This window comes from Marinobacter orientalis (genome assembly GCF_004792665.1).
Lineage (GTDB): Bacteria > Pseudomonadota > Gammaproteobacteria > Pseudomonadales > Oleiphilaceae > Marinobacter > Marinobacter orientalis.
On sequence record NZ_SRZX01000003.1, the window covers coordinates 289,462 to 310,727 of the forward strand.

Annotated in this window: 20 protein-coding genes; 14 read left to right on the forward strand and 6 right to left on the reverse strand. The window is 59.3% G+C overall.

The genetic code is table 11. The annotated features are described in order from the left end of the window. The first annotated feature begins 34 nt into the window (after positions 1 to 34). From DIT72_RS11710 to DIT72_RS11720, 3 genes are read left to right on the forward strand one after another with little or no spacing between them, the layout of a single operon-like run. Positions 35 to 430, forward strand: coding sequence for an acyl-CoA thioesterase (locus tag DIT72_RS11710; protein ID WP_135955421.1), 396 nt, complete (start codon positions 35 to 37; stop codon positions 428 to 430). 35 nt (positions 431 to 465) lie between these two features. Next, the gene (locus tag DIT72_RS11715; RefSeq protein WP_206081097.1) at positions 466 to 912 is read left to right on the forward strand and encodes a PaaI family thioesterase; all 447 of its coding nucleotides are present in this window, start codon (positions 466 to 468) and stop codon (positions 910 to 912) included. After that, positions 887 to 2,179, forward strand: a complete 1,293-nt coding sequence (locus DIT72_RS11720) for a serine hydrolase domain-containing protein (RefSeq protein WP_228260797.1) — start codon at positions 887 to 889, stop codon at positions 2,177 to 2,179. The genes DIT72_RS11715 and DIT72_RS11720 overlap by 26 nt, the downstream gene beginning before the upstream one ends. On the opposite strand, the gene DIT72_RS11725 is transcribed toward DIT72_RS11720, so the two are convergent. Further along, positions 2,118 to 2,531 carry a DUF2721 domain-containing protein gene (locus DIT72_RS11725; RefSeq protein WP_135955422.1) on the reverse strand — a complete coding sequence of 138 codons (414 nt, stop codon included), beginning with the start codon at positions 2,529 to 2,531 and terminating at the stop codon, positions 2,118 to 2,120. The genes DIT72_RS11720 and DIT72_RS11725 overlap by 62 nt on opposite strands. A gap of 50 nt (positions 2,532 to 2,581) precedes the next feature. Beyond that, entirely contained in the window at positions 2,582 to 2,935 is a 354-nt protein-coding gene (locus DIT72_RS11730) for a gamma-glutamylcyclotransferase family protein (protein WP_135955423.1), read from the reverse strand. A 208-nt stretch (positions 2,936 to 3,143) separates the two neighbouring features. On the opposite strand from DIT72_RS11730, the gene DIT72_RS11735 reads away from it, so the two are divergent. The 3 genes from DIT72_RS11735 (at position 3,144) to DIT72_RS11745 (ending at position 7,229) form a co-directional block, all read left to right on the forward strand. Beyond that, the gene (locus DIT72_RS11735; protein ID WP_135955424.1) at positions 3,144 to 4,505 is read left to right on the forward strand and encodes a glycine cleavage T C-terminal barrel domain-containing protein; all 1,362 of its coding nucleotides are present in this window, start codon (positions 3,144 to 3,146) and stop codon (positions 4,503 to 4,505) included. Positions 4,506 to 4,582: 77 nt separating this feature from the next. Then, positions 4,583 to 5,512, forward strand: a complete 930-nt coding sequence (locus DIT72_RS11740; protein WP_135955425.1) for a methylenetetrahydrofolate reductase — start codon at positions 4,583 to 4,585, stop codon at positions 5,510 to 5,512. Beyond that, positions 5,493 to 7,229: a formate--tetrahydrofolate ligase gene (locus DIT72_RS11745; RefSeq protein ID WP_135955426.1), complete on the forward strand. Its 1,737-nt coding sequence runs from the start codon at positions 5,493 to 5,495 to the stop codon at positions 7,227 to 7,229. Before DIT72_RS11740 ends, DIT72_RS11745 begins: the two co-directional genes overlap by 20 nt. On the opposite strand, the gene gbdR is transcribed toward DIT72_RS11745, so the two are convergent. Continuing rightward, on the reverse strand, positions 7,221 to 8,360 hold the full coding sequence (gene gbdR, locus DIT72_RS11750; RefSeq protein WP_211578803.1) for a choline metabolism transcriptional regulator GbdR: 1,140 nt from the start codon (positions 8,358 to 8,360) through the stop codon (positions 7,221 to 7,223). The two genes, DIT72_RS11745 and gbdR, sit on opposite strands and share 9 nt — an antisense overlap. Before the next feature lie 280 nt (positions 8,361 to 8,640). Between gbdR and DIT72_RS11755 the strand changes: the two genes are divergently transcribed. Further along, entirely contained in the window at positions 8,641 to 10,023 is a 1,383-nt protein-coding gene (locus DIT72_RS11755; RefSeq protein WP_135955428.1) for an L-serine ammonia-lyase, read from the forward strand. 26 nt (positions 10,024 to 10,049) lie between these two features. Here the strand turns inward: DIT72_RS11755 and DIT72_RS11760 are convergent, their stop codons facing one another. Beyond that, positions 10,050 to 12,620 carry a GcvT family protein gene (locus DIT72_RS11760; RefSeq protein ID WP_135955429.1) on the reverse strand — a complete coding sequence of 857 codons (2,571 nt, stop codon included), beginning with the start codon at positions 12,618 to 12,620 and terminating at the stop codon, positions 10,050 to 10,052. Between the two features lie 145 nt (positions 12,621 to 12,765). Next, positions 12,766 to 13,821: an alpha/beta hydrolase gene (locus DIT72_RS11765; protein ID WP_135955430.1), complete on the reverse strand. Its 1,056-nt coding sequence runs from the start codon at positions 13,819 to 13,821 to the stop codon at positions 12,766 to 12,768. A 177-nt stretch (positions 13,822 to 13,998) separates the two neighbouring features. Between DIT72_RS11765 and DIT72_RS11770 the strand changes: the two genes are divergently transcribed. Then, entirely contained in the window at positions 13,999 to 14,400 is a 402-nt protein-coding gene (locus tag DIT72_RS11770; RefSeq protein WP_135955431.1) for a DUF2784 domain-containing protein, read from the forward strand. Positions 14,401 to 14,415: 15 nt separating this feature from the next. Here the strand turns inward: DIT72_RS11770 and ftsH are convergent, their stop codons facing one another. Next, positions 14,416 to 16,302 carry an ATP-dependent zinc metalloprotease FtsH gene (gene ftsH / locus DIT72_RS11775; protein WP_135955432.1) on the reverse strand — a complete coding sequence of 629 codons (1,887 nt, stop codon included), beginning with the start codon at positions 16,300 to 16,302 and terminating at the stop codon, positions 14,416 to 14,418. An 81-nt stretch (positions 16,303 to 16,383) separates the two neighbouring features. Here ftsH and DIT72_RS11780 point away from each other — a divergent pair, with 81 nt between their 5' ends. The 6 genes from DIT72_RS11780 (at position 16,384) to DIT72_RS11805 (ending at position 21,219) form a co-directional block, all read left to right on the forward strand. Continuing rightward, positions 16,384 to 17,424, forward strand: coding sequence for a sodium:calcium antiporter (locus tag DIT72_RS11780; RefSeq protein ID WP_168355052.1), 1,041 nt, complete (start codon positions 16,384 to 16,386; stop codon positions 17,422 to 17,424). Positions 17,425 to 17,530: 106 nt separating this feature from the next. Next, positions 17,531 to 18,004: a carbon-nitrogen hydrolase family protein gene (locus DIT72_RS11785; protein ID WP_228260798.1), complete on the forward strand. Its 474-nt coding sequence runs from the start codon at positions 17,531 to 17,533 to the stop codon at positions 18,002 to 18,004. Between the two features lie 6 nt (positions 18,005 to 18,010). Beyond that, a complete protein-coding gene (locus tag DIT72_RS11790) occupies positions 18,011 to 19,936 on the forward strand; it encodes a YdbH domain-containing protein (RefSeq protein WP_135955433.1) in 1,926 nt (641 codons plus the stop codon). A 69-nt stretch (positions 19,937 to 20,005) separates the two neighbouring features. Continuing rightward, entirely contained in the window at positions 20,006 to 20,170 is a 165-nt protein-coding gene (locus DIT72_RS11795) for a YnbE family lipoprotein (RefSeq protein ID WP_407657980.1), read from the forward strand. A 29-nt stretch (positions 20,171 to 20,199) separates the two neighbouring features. Then, complete coding sequence (locus DIT72_RS11800) at positions 20,200 to 20,544, forward strand: YdbL family protein (protein ID WP_135955434.1); 345 nt, start codon at positions 20,200 to 20,202, stop codon at positions 20,542 to 20,544. Next, positions 20,545 to 21,219, forward strand: coding sequence for a spermidine synthase (locus tag DIT72_RS11805; protein ID WP_135955435.1), 675 nt, complete (start codon positions 20,545 to 20,547; stop codon positions 21,217 to 21,219). Positions 21,220 to 21,266 lie beyond the last annotated feature (47 nt).

Sequence of the window (21,266 nt, forward strand, 5' to 3'; positions counted from 1 at the left end):
AAGATTCGAGTTTAAACCGTTTTGGGGTGCACGAATGTTCTACCACGAAGTCGAACCACGATTCAGCGATACCGACGCGCTCGGACACATCAACAACACCGTCTACCCTGTCTGGTTTGAGCAGGCAAGAACGCCGGTTTTCCGGATTTTTCATCCCTCCCTGACCCCTGCGGGCTGGCCGCTGATTCTCGCCAGGATGGAAATAGACCTCAAGGCACAGTGCTACTGGGCCACTCCGGTGGAAATACGTACCGGTTTTGGCAAGATCGGTAATTCATCCTTTGAGGTTATCCAGGAAGCGTGGCAGGACGGTGCACTGGTGGCGCGTGGGGTGACGGTACTGATTCATTTCGACTATGAGACTCAGAAATCCGTCGCTGTTCCTGATGAGATTCGCAGCCAGCTTGCCGCCCACAACTTTGAAGAATAAAGGTGGATTTTCAGTAAACAAAGCCAGGAGGTGCTGTGAACAGCTTTAACAGGAACGAAGTGGAGCGGATTTTTTCGTCAGCGCCATTTACTGCCGACATGGGCCTGGAACTCGTTGCTATCGAAGCGGGTGAATGCCGCTCCAGATTGGTGCTGGCAAGCAGGCACCTGCAGCAGGATGGTTTTGTTCACTTCGGGGTTCAGGCCACATTGGCGGATCACACGGCTGGAGCGGCGGGTGCCTCCATGGCAAAACCCGGGCAGATTGTGCTGACGTCAGATTTCTCCCTGAAGCTGTTAAGGTCCGCCAGAGGCACCCGGCTTGAGTGCATTGCCACCGTGCTCAAGGCCGGTTCATCCTTGACCGTGGTGGAGTCCGAGGTATTTTGCGGCATCGATGAGGACATGCGGCTGGTCTCCAAGGCAACGGTAACACTGGCTGTTGTGAGCCCCCGTGATGCTGCTGATACCCGGCCGGTTTGATGTCAGCTCCCGCCCCGACATGATGACATCAGCCATCCCCCCAGAGAGCTTTATCGACCTGCTGCTGGACGCAGTCTGTGTGGTTGGCCGACTCATTCCCGATTTTGTTTATCCCGCGGACACGGGGAAAACACAGCTGGCGATCACGGAGACCCTGCAGGGCGCCGGCGTCGGAAGCCATGAAGGCGGCGCCATGTACCTTGTGAAAAAAAGGGGAAAATTGAGCAGGCTGTTGCGCGGTTTGACCCTTGCCCTGCTGGTGACGCCCTTGACGGTTTTCACCTCACCTGCCGCGGCGGAGAAATCAGCTCCCCTGTTTCCCGGGCTTGTGGAACAGGCTGCCGGACTTGAACGTCTGCATAGCCTGGTGATCGCTGTGGAGGGTGAACCTGTGTTTTCCAGGGCCTTCCGGGGCCCCGGAACCGATGAGCCAGCCAATATAAAATCCCTGTCCAAGACAGTACTCTCTGCGGTGGTCGGCATCGCTATCGACCGTGGGGTTTTCGCAAGTGTGGATCAGCCCATCGCCGACATTCTGGCTGTGCCGGCCAGTGCCAGTGACCGTGTCGACGAAGTGACCATTGGCCATCTTTTATCCATGCAGGCCGGCCTGCAGCGAACGTCCGGCCGATATTACGGGGAGTGGGTCAACAGCCGGAACTGGGTGGATTACGCCCTCAGCCGTCCCTTTGTGGCGGAACCCGGTGCTGAAATGCTCTATTCCACCGGCAGTTACCATCTGCTGTCGGCGGCACTTACGGCAAGTACCGGGCGCAGCACTCTCGATATTACCCGTGACTGGCTGGGCGATCCGCTTGGCATACAGATTTACCCATGGCTAAGGGACCCCCAGGGGATCTACTTTGGTGGCAACGACATGCGTCTGTCTCCGATGGCGCTGCTTGAAATCGGTGAACTGTATCGCAACGACGGTGTGCATGAGGGCGAGCAGATACTTTCAGAGGAGTGGATCGACCAGTCCTGGACACAACGCGGCACGTCCCGATACACCGACGACCGTTATGGCTATGGCTGGTTTGTCACCGACCTGGGAGGACATCGCGCCTATTACGGCCGGGGTTACGGTGGACAGATGCTGTATGTCTTTCCCGACCTGGCGATGACGGTGGTAATGACGTCCGACCCAAAACCGCCGGCGTCCCCCTCGTTCATGCAGAAACAGAATGCGCTTCTGGAGCAATTTGTCATACCCGCTTTTCCGCTTGCCCCTGCTTCCTCGCCTCAAAGCTCTCAAGCTCAACGTTGATGGCATTGGTCGAGATCACGATTTCGTAAAGCGAATACAGCAAGGATACTGAAAGTAATATCAGGCTGATGCCAAACGCTATGGCGCCGGCAAGCTGAGCCCCGAGAAACACAACGAACATCGACATGGTGCACACGAAAAAGCTCAGTACGCCATAAGTTTGCATGCGTTTGGTCAGCACAATGCGTTTGCGCAGCATGCTGATCTGCCGTGCGATAAGAGCATGGTCCTCTTCGGTATCCATCTGCCTGAGCTGGCGGATCAGCTGGGCAAGTACAAGAAAGCGATTGGTGTAGGCAAGCAGCAGTAACGAAATGGCAGGGAATAGAAGGGCGGGGGTGGTGAGTGTCAATGTCTGCTCCTTGGTTTGCAGGGGACCGGCTGATCGGATCCGGTAAGGAACTACCAGTTGCCGTCCGTGATGTACTGGCCACTCCGGACTGGTCTGTTGTACAGATAGACCCAGGCGAGACCATGACTGGTCTGAATCTTTCTGCGCACATACAGGCTTGTTTTTTCCGCCCCTGAATCGTAACCCTCCAGTTCATCCAGCATCGCCAGTAGCGGGTCGTTTACGGCGTATACCTCCACCGTCACTCCGTCAGACGGTTTTGCCAGTGCGCCGGGGTAGGGGCCAAGGTTATACAGGCTCAGGCTGGTGAGCGTGTCCGAACCAATATAGCAGGCTTTGTCCAGCAGGTGATGGTTGCCGTAACCGCGCTTCAGCGAACCGTAGACCGCAACAAAATGTTTCATTGGTCCCCCTGAAGAAGGCAAAAACAACCGAGAGTCTAAAATGTCGGAAGGCATTGATCCAGTCGGCCTGCAACTGATTGGTATAGTCAGGCCATGACGGCGCTCTCATTGACGTTTTTGGTTGTGCCAGTGTCGTATTGGTTCAACCCGATAACCGCAAACAGGGCCACATTAGAGCTATCAACAACCCCGTAAGGGAGAGATAGCAATGGCCGTTAAATTCGAACAAGCACTTCTGGAATATCCGCAACAACGGGCGGGCGCCGCACGCCAGCCTGACAGCGTCGATCAGTCCGACCGTCGCGTTCCCATCAACCTGCGCCAGTCCGGCCCGACACCGGTAGAGATGCTGATTTCCACACGGGTGCGTAAATCACCCTACTGGCACCTTGCCTACGAGGCTGGCTGCTGGCGGGCGACCGTATACAACCGGATGTACCATCCGCGGGGCTACGTTCGCCCGGAAGACGGGGGTGCCATGGTCGAATACGAGTCCCTGATCAATGACGTCACCATGTGGAACGTGGCGGTGGAACGCCAGATCCAGGTCAAGGGTCCGGATGCGGAACGGTTCGTGAACTACGTGATCACCCGGGATGCCACCAAAATCAAGCCCATGCGCGGCAAGTACGTCATCCTCTGCAACGAGGAGGGCGGTATCATCAATGATCCGGTATTGCTGCGGATTGCCGAGGATGAATTCTGGTTCTCACTGTCCGACAGTGACCTGGAACTCTGGATGCGGGGCGTGAACATGGGTATGGGCTTCGACGTCAGCATCGCGGAAATCGATGTGGCACCGGTCCAGATCCAGGGTCCCAAGTCAGAGGCGCTCATGACCGATCTGTTCGGTGAGGGGGTAAAAGACATCCCCTATTATGGCCTGATGGAAGGCCAGGTTGCCGGCCACGACGTGATCATTTCCCAGACCGGTTTCACCGGTGAAAAGGGCTACGAGATCTACCTCAAGGAAGCCACCAGGTACGCCGAGGATCTCTGGTACACCGTGCTTGCCGCAGGCGAACCACATAATCTGAAGGTAATTGCCCCGGCGCATCACCGTCGCATTGCCGCGGGCATTCTCTCCTGGGGTCAGGATGTGGACCAGGAAACCCTGCCGTTCCAGTGCGCCCTGGCCTACCAGGTACCGCGCAACAAGGACGCGGATTACATCGGCAAGCAGAAGCTTGAGAAAGTCCGCGAGCAGATTGATGCCGGCCGTCCTCCCTTCAGCCATATCATGGTGGGCATCCGCTTCGGTGGTGGCAAGGTGACTGACTATGCCAACGATTTCTGGCTGATCAGTGGGCCTGATGGTGGCGAACCGGAGGGCTACGTCACATCGCCCTGGTACTCGCCGGAGCTGGAGACCAACATCGCGCTGGCTTATGTGCCGTTTGACCTGCGCAGTGTGGGCACTTGTCTGACCGTGCATCTGCCGGTGGAGTATGCGGCAGCGGACGGTTCAACTGCGGTGGAGGCAGAAGTGGTGGAAGTTCCGTTCCGGCCATCGGTGAACCCCAACGCCCGCGAGCGGGCCAGGGCAAAGGGTATTGACTTCGCCGACTAGCAGAAGTGGCAGGGCAGGTGCTGGCAGCTGCCTGATCCCTGCCTGGTCCACACGGGTAGCAATGGGGTGCGCAGCTTATGAAACTGGTGAGCGAAAAACAGGCAGCCAATCCCCGGGGCAAGGAAGCGGCAGCACGGCTCCGTGCTCTGGTGCGCTCGGCCTCCATCGAGGCGACACCGCGGCAGATACTGACAACGGAGCACCTGACGGACCTTCTGCCCGCGGGCACCTGTGTCTACGTTCCGTTCCTGCCAAAGGGCCGGTTCAGCGACACTCTTGATGCCTGCCGGCATCTCCTCAGCATAGGTATGCAGCCGGTCCCGCACATACCGGCGCGAATGGCGGAAAGCCGTGGGCAACTACGGGACTGGTTGGCACAACTGGATGAAAACCGCATCGACCGGTTGTTGCTGATTGCCGGTGACAGCGATGCGGTTGCCGGTCCTTTTCCGGACACGCTTGCAGTGCTCGAATCCGGCCTGCTGGCCCAGTTCCGGTTTCATGGTATCGGTGTCGCAGCACATCCTGACGGACACCCCATGGCAGACCGGGCCACCCTGGGCCAGGCCCTCAGCATCAAGCGCGAATATGCCCGCACTACCTCAACGCGATTGTGGGTGGTGACCCAGTTCACCTTCGATGCCGATGTGGTGATCGACTGGCTGCAGAGCCTGGGCGACATCCTGGAAGAGGTGCCTGTCTATATTGGCATGGCCGGGCCTACTCGGGTGAAAACTCTCATCGCCTACGCTGCCCAGTGCGGCGTAGGAGCCTCTGCCCGAACAATGTTGCGACGCCCGGGCAGCGCCAGACTGCTGCGCGCCTGGACACCGGACGGCATGGTGCGTGCACTGGTCCAGTATTGCCTGGATAACCCGGAGACCCTGCTGCGGGGTATCCATCTATTTCCGTTCGGCGGTCTGCGCCAGTCGGCGCAATGGATTCAAGAACATAGCGGGTCCGTCGAGGACCAGAGGGGACAGCTCCATGAGCCTTCAGTACAATAAGCTGACATCCGCAACACCGGCGCCAGCGGAGTTTCTGCCGCCAGGCACCCCGGATATCGAGATTGCCCGCTCGGTACAGCCTCAGTCCATGCTGCTGTTGGCCCAGCAGCGTTTTGGCTTGCCGGCTGAGAGCCTGGTGCCTTTTGGCCACTATAAGGCCAAGCTGGACATGGCCTATGTGGATACTTCCGACACCGCCCCCCGCGGCAAGCTGGTACTGGTGACCGCCATTACGCCAACGCCGGCGGGGGAGGGCAAGACCACCACCAGCGTTGGCCTGAACGATGGCTTTAATCGGCTGGGGGTACGCTCTTCGGTGTGCCTGCGTGAGCCATCCCTGGGTCCCTGTTTTGGCATGAAGGGGGGTGCTGCCGGCGGAGGCCGCGCCCAGGTGATTCCGATGGAGGATATCAACCTGCATTTCAATGGTGACTTTCACGCCATTACCACGGCCCACAATCTGCTGGCATCGCTGATCGACAACCACATCCACTGGGGTAATGAAGCAGGCCTGGACCCGCGCCATGTAAGCTGGCGAAGAGTTCTGGACATCACCGACCGTTCCCTGCGCAACATGGTGTGTGGCCTGGGTGGCGCGGCCCATGGCGTGCCCCGAGAGACCGGCTTCGATATCACTGTCTCATCGGAGATCATGGCGATCCTGTGCCTCGCAGACGGACGCGAGGACCTGAAGCAGCGGCTGGGTAATATCATCGTCGGCAGACGTCCCGACATGTCTCCGGTCACTGTTCGTGACCTGGGCGTGGAGGGCTCACTGACCGTTCTGCTGAAAGAAGCACTGCAGCCGAACCTGGTGCAGAGCCTGGAGCACAACCCGGTATTCATCCATGGCGGACCCTTTGCCAATATCGCCCATGGCTGCAATTCCGTCACTGCCACCCGCGCTGCCCTGGCCCTGAACGATGTGGTGGTGACCGAGGCTGGTTTTGGTGCCGATCTTGGCGCCGAGAAGTTCATCAATATCAAGTGCCGGCACACCGGCCTGCGGCCCGACGCCGCCGTGGTTGTCTGTACCATCCGGGCCCTCAAGATGCAGGGCGGTGTTGCCCGCAGCCAACTGGGTATTCCCGACCTGGCGGCATTGCGTAAGGGCGCTGCCAATCTGGAGCGACACATTCGCAATCTGCAACAGTTCGGTCTGACACCGGTGGTGTGTATCAATCGCTTCCCGGACGATGCTGAAGAGGAAATGGCACTGGTTCAGTCCATCAGCGAAGGCCTGGGAGTAAGGGCAGTGCCCGCCGACCACTGGGCAACCGGAGGTGAAGGCGCCACGGAACTGGCCCAGGCGGTGCTTGATCAGATGGACGAGGGCACGCCGGAGATCAGATTTCTCTATGAGGACAGCCTGCCCCTGGCGGACAAGATTCGCACCATTGCCACCCGCATCTACCATGCCGGTAGTGTGGAATTCACAACCGTGGCCAAGCGACAGCTGGAAGAATACGAGAGCCTGGGCTTTGGCCATCTGCCGGTGTGCATCGCCAAGACTCAATACAGCTTTTCGGCGGATTCCGCGGTCAGGGGAGCACCGTCCGGGCATACGCTGCCGGTGAGGGAAGTGCGCCTGGCCGCCGGAGCCGGATTCGTGGTGGCGATCTGTGGCGATATCATGACCATGCCGGGCCTGCCCAGGCGCCCGGCCGCCATGGATATTGCCCTGGATGATAATGGTCTGGTGGTGGGATTAACCTGAGTCGCTGCTCTCGAATGTGCCGTAGGTGGGCTCGGTGCGGGCGCGCTTCAGGGCCTGTCGGGAGGACGATGGCAGGCTGGCCATGGTGTCCGGCAGGGTGTCATTGGCCTCGGCCGGAGGGCAGAATTCCATCCGTTCATATTTGGGAGCCCGACCCATGAGTTTGCGATAGCAGCGGCTGAAGTGGGTGGCGGAGACAAAACCGCACATGGAGGCAATCTCCACGATAGAGCAGGAGGTCTGCTTGATCAGCCGGCGTGCGCGGTTCAGTCGCACCCGCAGGTAATAACGCGAGGGCGTGCAGCCCATGTGTTTGAGGAATAGCCGTTCCAGTTGTCGGCGCGATATTCCGGCCAGTGCCGCCAGTTCCTGCAGCTCGATGGGTTCTTCGATATTGGCTTCCATCAGCTGAGCGGCTTCCGCCAGCTTGGGTTGCGCGCAGGCCAGTCCCGGATGCATGGGCATGGGCTGCTGTTCCCTTTCCTCGCGCACCCGGTCGCAGACAAACATGTGGGCGATCGCATTGCTGAGCTCCTGGCCATGACGCCGTGCCAGGAAGCTGAGCATCATGTGCATGGGCACGGTGCCGCCGGTGCAGGTCATGCGTTCCCGCTCAACGGTGAACAGGCGGTTGTTGGTCTGGACCCGGGGAAAGCCTTCCTGCATGGCTTCCAGGCATTCCCAGTGGGCACTGCAGGCATGGCCGTCAAGCAGGCCTGCGCTGGCCAGGACATAAGGCCCGGTGCAGACAGCGCCCATCAGCACATGCCGTCGGGCCATCAGTTTCAGCCAGTTGACTTCCTTGCGGGAAAAGCTGCGGGTGACATCAATGCCGGCAACCACAATCACCAGGTCGAAGCTGTGTTCTTCCTGAATGGAGGCGTCCGGTACCATGGTGATGCCGTCACTGGCGCGGGCATAGTCGCCCGTTGCGGTGAGCAGTTTCCAGGAATAGAGCTCGGTGCCTGCCAACTGGTTGGCCATACGCAGGGGCTCGACAGCGGTGGCCAGAGCAATCAGGGTAAAGTTTTCGATCAGCAGAAAGCCGACCCGGTAGGGCTCTTGCGTGGGCCTGTTTGTGAACGGGCCTGTATCAGTGGTCACGATTAACCCCCTTGCCCGCCTGGGCATGGTGCGGCAGTCAGTACCCGGGACGTCCGTGTCAGCCACCACAACCTGAACACTAGTTGTTGCACTTGGATAGTGCAATGAGTGATCAGTTCCATTGTGAATTCATTCTAGGGCGGCGGTCAGACTGTCAATGGTCCACATGCGACATCATGGGCTTCAGGATGGTCCTGGCGCGACTTGCCGGCTGTCGTAAATTATCGTTCCGGTGTCGTCCGCGAGCATGCGGTCGGGCAGCGGTGGCGATATCGTTGAAGCGGATCCCCCGACAGGAGTCAGCAAATTGGCGATCAGTCTGTTCGAGCTGTTCAAGGTAGGCATTGGTCCTTCCAGTTCCCATACCGTCGGCCCCATGAGGGCGGCAGGACGGTTTGTTGCAGCGCTTGAGGCAGAAGGCCTGGTGGTATCGGTAAATCGGCTCAAGGTGTCGCTTTACGGCTCTCTGGGCGCTACCGGCAAGGGCCATGGTACCGGCCCTGCGGTGATGATGGGGCTGGAAGGGGAACTGCCTGACCGTATCGACCCCGAGCAGATGCCGGCCCGCCTGGGGCGAATCAGGAGCACCGGGATGCTGTCACTGTCAGGGCAACAGCCGGTTCGCTTCCGCGAGACCAGCGACCTGGTGTACTACCGCCGGAAATCATTACCGGACCATCCCAATGGCATGATCTGCCTGGCGTTTGATCCGGAGGGACGGTGCCTGTGCGAAAAGACCTACTATTCAGTGGGCGGTGGATTTGTAATGGATGCAGCGGCCGACGGCACTGCGGGTATTCGCGAGGATGACACGCCACAGCCATATCCCTTCGGCAGCGGCAAGGCATTGCTGGCGCTTTGCCGGCAGCACGATCTGACCATCGCCGAGATCATGTATGCCAACGAGCAGGCCTGGCGCACGCCGACTGAGATTCGCTGTGGCATCCTGGAACTCTGGCGGGTAATGCGGGCCTGCGTACAGAACGGTATCCGGCATGAGGGAGAGCTGCCAGGCGGTCTCAGGGTCCGGCGCCGGGCCGCGCTGCTATATCGGTCATTGATGGACAAGCAGCGGGTGGATCTGATCTCACCATCCCTGAGCGCGCTGGACTGGGTCAATCTCTATGCCCTGGCCGTCAACGAAGAAAACGCCGCCGGCGGGCGGATTGTAACGGCGCCCACCAATGGTGCGGCGGGCATTATTCCGGCGGTGCTCCATTACTACTGGGAGTTCTGCCCGCACGCAAACGAAGACGGCATTGTGCGTTTCATGCTGACCGCGGCCGCCATAGGCCTGCTGTTCAAGAAAAATGCATCCATTTCCGGAGCCGAAGTAGGGTGCCAGGGCGAGGTTGGTTCGGCCTGCGCCATGGCAGCGGCCGGTCTTGCAGCGGCGACTGGCGGCTCCCCGGAGCAGGTGGAAAATGCTGCGGAAATCGGCATGGAGCATCACCTGGGCATGACCTGTGACCCCATTGGCGGGCTGGTGCAGATTCCCTGCATTGAACGCAACGCCATGGCCTCGGTGAAAGCCATCGATGCCGCCATCATGGCCCTGCGGGGTGATGGCAAACACTTCGTGTCGCTGGACAAGGTGCTGCACACCATGAGGGAGACCGGCCGCGACATGCTGGACAAGTACAAGGAAACCGCAAGGGGAGGGCTGGCGGTCAACATCATTGAATGCTGATCGCCAGCCTCATTCGGGAAAGCCGGTCAGGACCTGACCCGTTCGTTGTCCGGATCAAACAGCGCCCGGTAACCTACCGCCTCGATACGGACGGGATAGTGCTCCTGGAAGTATTCCAGGGTCAGTTCCCGGCCTTCCTGGGCATACTCTGCCGGAATATAGCCCAACAGGATGATCCTGCCGACAGACGGCCCCCAGGCTGCGCTGGTGTTATAGGAACGCCGGCCCTGGCTGTCCACCAGTACGTCGCCGGTTTGCGGGTCCAGGATCGGCCACTGACCCACCGGATAACGAAGCACGCCACTGGCGTCCCGGTGCTCGGTCATGGTCATGGTGCACAGGTAGGCCGCCTGGTGTGGCCATTCCCGCTGTTCCAGGTAAGCGGCCTTGCCGTGGAAGTCCGCGTCTTTGACCTTGGGCCGCTGTAATCCGGCTTCATACAGATTGTATTCCGTTTCCAGGTCCACGTTCTGCAGCCGCAGGCTCTTCTCCAGGCGCCGGGTGTTGGCGTAGGTTTCGATGCCTACCGGGGTAACGCCGGCCTCAAATAAAAGATCCCAGATCCGCAGGCCATAACTGAACGGGAAGTAGAGTTCCCAACCCTGCTCGCCCACGTAGGAAATCCGGAAAGCCCAGACCGGAACGCCCTGAACGTTCAGCTCCCGCGCGGTGGCAAAGGGGAAGTTCTCTGCCGACAGTTCGTCCGGATCAGAGACGAACTGTGCCAGGGTTTCCCGGGCCTTCGGGCCCCAGAGCCCCAGGGTCGCCAGCTCATCGGTGCGATCCTGCACGCGGATTTCGCCCAGGCCTTTCTCCCTGGCCATGCGGGTGATCCAGCAGTAGTCCCGGTGGCCGGTATCGCCACCGCAGATCACCCGATAATCGTTGTCACTGCGGCGAATGATGGTCAGGTCGGAGCGGATGCCGCCACGGCCATCGAGAAAGTGGGTGTAGACGCCTTTGCCGTGGGGCGTGGTTCCGCCAACTTTGGCCACTGACAGGTATTCCAGCAGCGCCTCCGCATCCTTCCCGGATATGTCGAAGATTGCAAAGTGGGAGAGATTGATCATGCCCACCGATTCGCTCATCTCCAGTTGCTCGGCATTCGATACCTCCCAGAAATGCCGCGCGTCCCACTCGTGTTCCCGCACCGGGATAAGGTCACGGTGTTTCGCCAGCAATGTGGACTCGTTGGCGGCATAGCCGTGGGCGCGCTCCCAGCCTGCGGCTTCCATGAAATAGGCACCCAGTTCAACCTCCCGCAGGTAGAAGGGGCTGGTTCGCATCTTGCGGCTGGTGAGGTAGGGCTCCCGGGGATGAACCGCCGGTGTATAGATCTTTTTTGCAGTCTCGTAGCAGCGGTCGTAGACATAATCCGGGGTTTTCTGCAGCGGGTAGTGGCGGGCAATATCGATACTGTGAGGATCCATCTCCGGCGAGCCATGGGTCATCCAGTCCGCCAGAATTTTGCCCGCGCCCGGACCGTCTTTGACCCAGACTGCCTCACAGAACCACAGGTTGCGTACTTCCGGGGATTCGCCCATCAACGAGCCACCATCAGGCGTTACCGACAGCAGGCCGTTGAAGGAATGCTTTTCCTCCCAGCCCAGTTCACCCAGGATCGGAGTCATTTCGATGGCTTTTTCATAGGCATCCATAACCTGTTCCAGGGAAAGATCCCGCATCGACGGCGACATCCGTGCCTCGCCGGGCTCGGCAATGGCGCCGGGATAGACCAGCCGGGGGTTTTCTGACTCGTAATAGCCCCACTCGATCCGGCCACCCTCAGTGGTGGTAGGGTCACCGGTGTCACGAACATAGGCGGAGTTGCCCTGATCGCGGAACAGCGGATAGACAATCTGTTTGCCGGTGCCGGCCAGTTCTTCGTAGGGGCCGAAGAACAGCAGCGGGTGCTCCAGCGGCATCAGCGGCAGCGGTGAATTGGCGGTGTTGGCCATTAATGGCCCCCAGATGCCCATGGAGAGCACCACGTAATCGGTTTCGATGTAGCCCTTGTGGGTTTCAACGCCACGTACCTGGCCGTCCTGGACATCGATGCGGATAGCCGGTGTGTAGGCGAAGGCCTGCAGTTTGCCGGTAGCGACCGCTTCTTCCACCAGATCGCCGGCGACTTTCTGGGAGCGGGGCACCACCAGGCCGGCATCCGGGTCCCACATGGCCCCCTGGATCTGGCTTTCCTCCAGCAGGGGGAAGAGTTCTTTCGCCTGGCCCGGCGAAATCATGCTGACGTTGGTGCCGAAGGCCTTCCCGGAACCCACCTTGCGGCGGAGCTCATCCATGCGCTCGTCATCGTCGATACGGGCCACTTCCATCCCGCCGCACTTCACATAATTGCCACGCTTTGCATAGAAGGCCTGGCTGTATTTGGTGGTGTAGATGTTCAGCTTGTCATGGGAGGTGGTGAAGCAAAAATCCGATGCGTGGGACGTGGAGCTGATGTCCGAGGGAATGGCAGACTTTTCCAACCCTACGATGTCATCCCAGCCCAGCTCAATCAGGTGGTGGGCTACCGAGGACCCGACGATACCGCCCTGACCGATGATGACGACTTTTGCACGTTTCGGTAATTGTGCCATCTTGATTTCCCCCTTTACCCACATTGAACGTCCGCGTGCATGGCGGCACGACCCTGATTCAATGTGGCCCTGATTGTTCGGGGGCGGTAAATCCAATACGACATCAAGCCGTCCAAAAACGGCAGGGAGAGTGGGGGTGTAGCCCTCAATCCTGCTCAACCCTTTGCAGAAATTCTCCAATATGATCAAAGGCTTCTTCTGCCTCTGGCAGCATGTCAGGAAACATGTGCCATACGTGCACCATGCCGGGCCAGGTTTCCAGCTCTGCCGGTGAGCCCGAGTCTTTTGCCTTGTTGACGTAACGTCGGGCGTTGTCCAGCAGCATTTCCGAGTCGCTGGCATGGATCAGCACTGGCGGCAGATTTTGCAGATTGCCCCGCAGTGGCGACGCCAGCGGACTGGAGGGTGACAGGCGCATGCCAAAAAAACTCAGCCACCAGAGCACCGGCAGCGGCACCCGCATCAGGCTGCCAAAGGTAGGTCCAAGCAATGGATCCGTCTTAACGTTCAGGCGGTTGCTGGGGGCGGTCAGCGTGAGATCGGTGGATGGTGACAGGGCGATGGCGGCGTCTGCCTGGCGCAGGCCGTGGTCGCGAATCCACGCGATCAGCACCAGGGCATGGCTGCCGCCCGCGGAGTCACCGGCCACCACAGTGAATTCGGCTGCCCCGGGGCCGTCAGGCCCGTGTTCGAGTATCCACTGATAGGCCTCCTGGCAGTCCCGCAGTCCTTCCCGGTAGCGGTGCTCCGGCAATAGCCGGTAATCCACGGCAAAAACAGCGGCATTGGCCACCCTGGACAACTGGTCGGTGATGGTGCGGTGGCTGCGGGGGCTGCCGGCAACCCAGGCCCCACCATGAATATAAAGCACGCGCCGCCGGATATTTACTCCGGGCGCCAATACCCATTCCCCTTTCGGCGCACCGGCACCGGACGGGCGGAATTGCGAAACGAATTTCCTGCCTTCGCTGAGGCCGTCCATGTGTCTGCGCAGGGCCATCAGACGGGCCTTGCCCTTGAGTTCCCTGGCAGAGCGACTCATTTCCCTGATGGTTTCCAGTACCTGCTTATGGCCCGGACTGGGGGTGTAGTCACGTTTCGGGAAATCGTCTCTGTCCAGGTGCGCTAGATTTTCACCACGAAGTACCAGCACCGTCATCAGAACAATTAATAGCATTAATGCCAGCACAAACCAGATCATGAATCAGCCTTTTGGCAATCGACGTACTGTGATAACGGAGTTTTCACCTATTTGGAGGTCAAAGTAAACATCTGCAATCAGGTGAGTTCGCAGGCGCGTGAAAACGGGAAAAAATTGCCAAACGATGTCGTTGAGCGGGATCATGGTGGCAAATCAAATACAGGCTGAAGGTTAGCCATGGCTGATGTTTATCAGATTCTCGCCGACATTGTTCTGACCCTTCACATATTGGTGGTGGTCTTTGTTGTTCTCGGACTGATGCTGGTGCTGGCCGGGAATCGACTGGGCTGGCGCTGGGTGAACAATGCCTGGTTCCGGCTCGCGCATCTCGGCGCTATTGGCGTGGTGGTTGCGCAAGCCTGGCTGGGCGCCATCTGCCCGTTGACCACTCTGGAGATGTGGCTGCGCTCGAATGCGGGTGCGGAAGCTTATGGCGGCAGCTTTGTCGAACATTGGCTGCAGCAGGTTCTCTACTATGAGGCACCGGCCTGGGTATTTGTCACCGCCTACACCCTGTTCGGCCTGCTGGTAGCGGCAGCCTGGTGGCGCTTTCCGCCAAGGTTCAGGAAACGGCAGTAAGGCCGGAGTGGGCGGTCAGGCGGATTGCTTCTCGCTGCCTTCCAGAATCTGCCTGATTTCCGTGGCTGAGAGCGTTTCTTTTGCCAGAACGGCGCTGGCCAGAGCCTCCAGTTGCTGGCGATGGTCAGAAAGGAAGCTTACCGTGGCCGTTTCCAGTTCAATCAGTTTGGCCTGAACCTCCATATCGATCAGTTCTGCCATGTGTTCGCTGTATTCCCGGGGCTGTCCCAGTTCCCGGCCCAGGAAGACGTGTTCCTCACCAATACCCAATCCCAACGGTCCGATTTTCTCGCTCATGCCCCATTGCCCGAACATGCGCCGCAACAGCCTGGTTGCCTCCTTCAGATCGTTCTGGGCACCGGTGCTTACCTCACCGTAAATCAGCTTCTCCGAGGAGCGGCCACCCAGCATGACCTTGATGCGATCGGTCAGGTAGCTTTCAGTGTAGTTATAGCGGTCTTCTTTGGGGGTCTGTTCGGTCACACCCATCGACATGCCATGGGGGATAATGGTCACTCTGGTGAGCGGGTCAGCCTTGGGCATGAAATAGGCCATGATGGCGTGCCCGCACTCGTGATAGGCCACAACTTCTTTTTCTTCGTGAGTCAGTTCGGCATCGCGTTCCTCTCCCAGCACGATGCGGTCGCGGGCACGCTCGAAGCAGTCATTATTGACCTTTTTCAGGTTCAGCCTTGCAGCCGTCAGTGCTGCCTCGTTAACGAGGTTTTTCAGGTCGGCACCGGAAAAGCCGATGGTGCGGGCGGCAATTTCCCCGAGCTCAACACTGCTGTCGAGGGGGACTTTCCTGACGTGGACTTCAAGGATGGCCTTGCGGGCTTCCTTGTGGGGCATGTCCAGCGTTACCTTGCGATCAAAGCGGCCCGGGCGCAACAGGGCGCTGTCGAGTACGTCCGGGCGGTTGGTCGCCGCCAGAACAACGACACTCTCATGGCCTTCAAAGCCGTCCATTTCCGTGAGGATCTGGTTGAGAGTCTGTTCCCGTTCATCGTGGCCACCACCGAAGCCGGCGCCACGGGAGCGCCCAATGGCATCCAGTTCATCAATAAAGATCAGCGCAGGCGCTTCTTTGCGGGCTGTGTCGAACATGTCCCGAACCCGCGCTGCGCCAACGCCAACAAACATTTCGATAAACTCGGAGGCACTGATGTTGAAAAAGGGCACGTCGGCTTCGCCGGCAATGGCCTTGGCCAGCAGCGTTTTGCCGGTTCCTGGTGGGCCTACCAGCAGGATGCCAGTGGGCATATCCGCGCCCAGGGCCCTGTATTTCTCCGGATTGGTCAGGAAATCAATGATCTCGGTGATGTCGCGCTTTGCGGATTCGATTCCTGCCACGTCCGAAAGGCGGGTTCTGGAGAACTGCTTCTCCACCCGGTGGGCCTTGGAGCGGTTGAAGCCCAGAGCACCACCACCCTGCATCATGCGACGCTGGGCGTAAGACCAGAACCAGAACATCAGCCCAAGAAACAGTAACCACGGCAGGACGCTGGTCAGCACCTGTTGCCACGCCGGAGGTTCCGCCGGTTGGGCGCTGATGGTGACGGCATGGGATTCGAGCAGCGGAAGCAGGTCCGGGTCTTCAAGCGGCGGGCGGACGCTGTGGAAGCGGAGGGAATCGCTGTTTTCGGTCCAGGCGTTACCGCCCTCTTCAGTCAACCGGCCTTCAATATGATCGGCCCGAAGGGTAATTTCTTCCACGTGGTCGTTGGCGACGGCTTGCTTGAATTGCGAGTAGGGTAATTCGGCAATCGTTGGCTGTTGTCTTTCCTGGAACCAGAAAAACATCAGAATGATTGCAGCGCTCAGCCATAAAAACGAGTATTGAGACGGTATCTGTGGATTTTGCGGTTGTTCCGGCTGCTGGGGCTTTTGTGTCTGGGTCATGGTGTTCCGTCTTTATGGCTGTAAAATCTCCTGCCAATGGTGTTTTACACCGCGACTGGTCAGGTGGCAAGGGATAGAAACATGATTCCATTGGATCCGGAAAACTGGAGTCTACTGCAAGGTATTATCGTTTTTTGCGTGTGCGCGGCGGTCATTGCAGTGGCCGGCACGCGCATTACCCGGATCGTGGACCAGCTGGCTGATCGAACGGGAATAGGCGAAGCGGCGGCCGGTGCGGTTCTGTTGGGTGGTTCCACCTCCATCGGCGGTGTTGTGCTCTCGGTGACAGCGGCCTGGCATGGTCATGCTGAACTGGCCGTGAGCAACGCCTTGGGCGGTATTGCGGTGCAGACGTTTTTCCTCGCGGTTGCGGACATGGTTTACCGTCGCGCCAATCTTGAACACGCTGCCGCCTCAGTGCCGAACATGATGCAGAACGGGCTGCTGATCTGCCTGTTGTCGCTGATTCTCTTCGCTCCCTATCTGCCCGAGTTTACGATTGCCGGCATTCATCCAATAACGCCGGTCCTGTTGGCGGTCTATATCTACGGTATCTACCTGGTGCGGGGTGCGACGGAGTCCCCCATGTGGCGGCCTTCCGTTACCAGGGAAACGCGGGAGGACGAGCCCGACGACGTAAATACCATGCCTTCGCTGCCTCGGCTTTCGACTGAGTTTCTTATATTAATGGCAGTGCTGGGTACTGCAGGCTGGTCACTGGAGCCGGCCGCAACAGTGATCGCGGCCAAGACCAACCTGACCCAGACCGTTGTCGGGGTCATGTTGACAGCAATCAGTACCTCTATACCCGAATTGGTGACATCCATTGCCGCCGTTCGGCGCGGCGCGCTGACGCTCGCGGTTGGCGGCATCATCGGAGGTAACGCCTTCGATACCCTGTTTACCGCCGCCTCTGACATCGCTTACCGGGAGGGCTCGATTTACCATGCCATACCGGAGGATTCCAAATTCTGGGCGGTGCTGACCCTGCTGATGTCCGGTGTGCTGATGATGGGGCTGATTCGCCGTGAGCGCGAGGGCATCGGCATGATCGGTATGGAAAGCGTCGTCATTACCGTTCTTTATGTGCTGGGCGTGGTGCTGTTGCTGACCGGTGGCTGACCTGTCCGGTTAAAGTCTGAGCCGATTACTGTTGCCGGATACGCCACTTGACGCCTTGAGGCTGTTTCGCGAACTATGGATAGTCGCTTTCAGCCTCGAGGTTTCAATGAGCCCTCCCTTTTCCGACCAGACCCGGCGCCTTTACAATGAGCGCAAGAACCTGTGCCAGTCTTTGGAGCTCCAGGGTGTGGTGTTCGCAGGCAGGTTGCCGACGCTGGCCAGGCGCCTGGACAAGTTCGAGTCGGTGGAAGCATACGTAGAGGCGATCAAAGCCAAGAAGCAGCGCGACCCGGTGCTGTTCACGCTGCAGTTGCTGTCAATTGAAAGTCGCGAGGGCACGCCTGCGGAGGCCATGGAAGCGGTTACCGAGTATGCCGAGCCCTTTCGCAACCTGATGCGGGACCTGGCACTGCGGCACAATGTCAACATCATTGGCGGTTCCACACCGGTGAAGGAGGAAGATGGCCAGAGCTGTATTCTGACGCCCTGTGATTTTCCCTTTGCCCGTAATAGCGGTACGGTCAGGAACCTGAAGGATCGACGGCATGACCTCTACACGGTGAACTGGCGTGGACAGTAAGCCATCATGACCCGTTCGGTAACGCGCTTCAGGACGTTCGGTCGTTTATTGCTCGGGCTGCTGGTTCTGCTTTTGCTGCTCCTGATTGCGGGGGGATGGTACGCCCGGGTTGCCTGGGAGGAGTGGCGACAGGCACACGGCATCCGCAACCCGGAATGGCAGGGAGTTGATGTGTCTCTGGCCGCGGTCCGGCTTCAGGATTTCAGCGTGAGCCAGATGCGGGATGGCGAGGTCTATCGCGCCGAGGGCAGGGAGCTGTCATTGGGCTGGAGCTGGCACTGGCATGGGCCGATGCTGGACGTAGTGCGAGTGGGACAGTTGACGGTGGAGATCCCGGAATGGCCCGCTAACGAAGGGCAGGACGGGCCGTCTGCAGGTATGCCTGCTGATTTGCCGCTCTGGCTGCCGGAAACGGTTACCATTGATCAACTTGTTCTCATGCTTCCCGATGGTATACGTGCCCGGGGCGATCTGGCTGTGTCACAGCTTTCGGTGCCCGACGAGCGGGAACTTGTCACCAATGGCATGAACGTAGAGCTTCCGGTTGCCCCGGTGACCCTGGCGGACTGGCAGCTCCGGGCAGGGCAGGCAAATCTGATGTTTGCCGGCAAGGCCAGCGAGCAATCCGCTTCCCTGGAGTTTAACGATGGCACGCGTATCGAGCTGGCCCGGGTCGATGCCCCTGACAACGCCGCGCAGTTGGATAACGTCAGGGTCAATCTGGCCGGGACAAGACTGAATGCCCGGTATCACCTTCAGTCAATGGCACTGGAGGAACTGACTTTTGAGGGCCCTGTGGACGCAACTACAGCCACTATCCGTCACCCACAACTACTCCTGCAACCCTGGCGCCTTGCTGGCCGGCTGGAGGTCAGCCTTGAAGCGTTCAGCCTTGATGGCAGGCTCACGTCGGACGCAGGTGCCGGCGCCGATATTGCTTTCAGCCTTCCGTTCGCTGGCGTCCCGGATCTGGATGCTGAAATGACGGCCAGCGGCGCAAAGGCAAGTCGGGCACTGTCAAAAACCTTCACCGCGTGGCCGGCGGGACTTGAGATCGACGAGGGCAGCGTCGGGGCGACTCTGGGGGCAAGCTTGCCATCCCGGGGTGTCCAGATGCAGGGTGAAATCGTCTTTGATGGCGCCGGTGGGTTGTTTGCCAGAACGGCCTGGACCGGTCTCGAAGGCAAGCTCGCCATTGATCTTTCCGGAGAGCGGCTGGAGATCGACATGCCCGGCCTGGTTCTCGATACCGTCAATCCGGGCATTGCTTTGAAGAATATCGAGGTTTCCGGTGGCTATCGCTCTGCCACGGCGCAGTTGGGTACGGGCACGCTGACCCTGGAGCACGCCTCCGCACAACTTCTGGGTGGCCGGGTTTACATCGAACCGACGCAGTGGCAGCTTTCGGAGCTGCCTCTGCGGGTTCCTCTTGAGCTCAATGGCATCGAGCTGTCGGAACTGATGCAGGTGTATCCGGCGCAAGGCCTGGCAGGCAGTGGTGTGCTTGAGGGCACTATGCCGGTGTGGATCAGCGAGGAGGGGGTCAGCGTTGAGTCGGGACGGATTGAAGCATTGGCCCCCGGGGGCACGCTGAAACTGCCGGCAGACCGGCTCAGAGCGATGGCGCAGGACAATGAGGTGATGGCGCTGGTGGTGCAGGCTATGCAAAACTTTAACTACTCGGTTCTCAACAGCACGGTAGACTATGACCGGGATGGTAAGCTTGTTCTGGGATTGCGTCTCGAGGGCAGCAGCCCGGATGTGCGCGACGGTCATCCGATCGTCCTCAATATCAACCTGGAAGAAGACATTCCGGCGTTGCTGACCAGCCTGCAGCTCAGTGGCCGGGTCAATGAAGCGGTGACAGAAAAGGTGCGCAAGCTGATGCAGGAGCGGGAAGCACAGAGCGAGTCTGCCGGATCGGGGAACTAATCAGGAGTGTGGTATATGGATAGGTACAGGCCAGGCATGTTATCCGGTAAGGGGCTGGGCACGCCGGTGATGCTGGCGCTTGCTCTGAGTGCGGCGGCATGCACGCCCACGGTACGGATGGAGGCGCCCAGGGAACCCATCACGGTGAATCTTAACGTCAAGATCCAGCACGAAATCTACGTAAAGGTGGATAAAGACGTGGATGAACTTTTCGGCGAAAAGGGCTTGTTCTGATGATCAATTCTGAATTCAGGGAGTCACTCATGAAACGGTTTGTTCAACTTGGTGCGCTCATCCTTGTGCTTTGCCTGGCCGTGCCCGCGCTTTCGATGGAACTGGACGAGGCCAAAAGCCGTTTGGATGCAGCCAAGCAGCAGGGCCTGGTGGGGGAAACGCCAACCGGTTATCTGGAGGTGGTCAGGGCTGAGGGCAATGCCCAGGGCATCGTTGATGCGATCAATAAGGCCCGGCGGGACGAATACGCCCGCATCGCAGAAAAATATGATATTCCCGTGACCCAGGTGGAAACGGTGGCCGGCCAGAAAGCGCTGAACAAAACACCGCCGGGACAGCTCATCCTGGTGGATGGTGAGTGGGTCAAAAAATAGATGGCTCGCTTTGAGGAAATTGGCACCGCAACCATTCCCGGCAATGGAACCCGTTTGCGCCTGCTGCAACGCAATGATGAATTCTCGATAAAGATCGCCGGTACCAGCGGAGAACTGATGAACAGCCGGTTACACGGCTCGGAAGATGCCCTGGCGACACTTGCCTGCGAGCGGATAGCCAGCCAGCCGGAACCTCGCGTGCTGATTGGCGGGTTGGGAATGGGGTTTACCCTGGCTGCGGCGCTATCGGCACTGGGGGAAGATGCCCGCGTAACTGTTGCTGAACTGGTTCCCGAGGTTGAGGCGTGGAACCGCGGCGCGCTCGGTAGCGCGGCCGGGCATCCGTTGCATGATACCAGGGCCAGTGTTCACATCGGTGACGTGGCGGAGCTGCTCAGGGAGGGCGATGGCAACTGCGATGCCATCCTGCTGGATGTGGACAATGGGCCGGAAGGGCTTACCCGTAAGGAAAATAACTGGATCTACTCGCCTGCCGGTATTGCGGCGGCACAGAAATCTTTGAGCCCTGACGGCGTACTGGCGTACTGGTCGGCAGGGCCGGAGCACGCGTTTACCGAGCGGCTGCGCCGCGCCGGATTGTCCGTTGAGCCGGTCACAGTGCGCGCCCTGCGCCCGGGCAAAGGTGCCCGTCACGTGATCTGGCTGGCGTGGTAAACCCTCCCCGTTGCCGGATGGCCATTCGAAATACCGCTAGTCGGGTT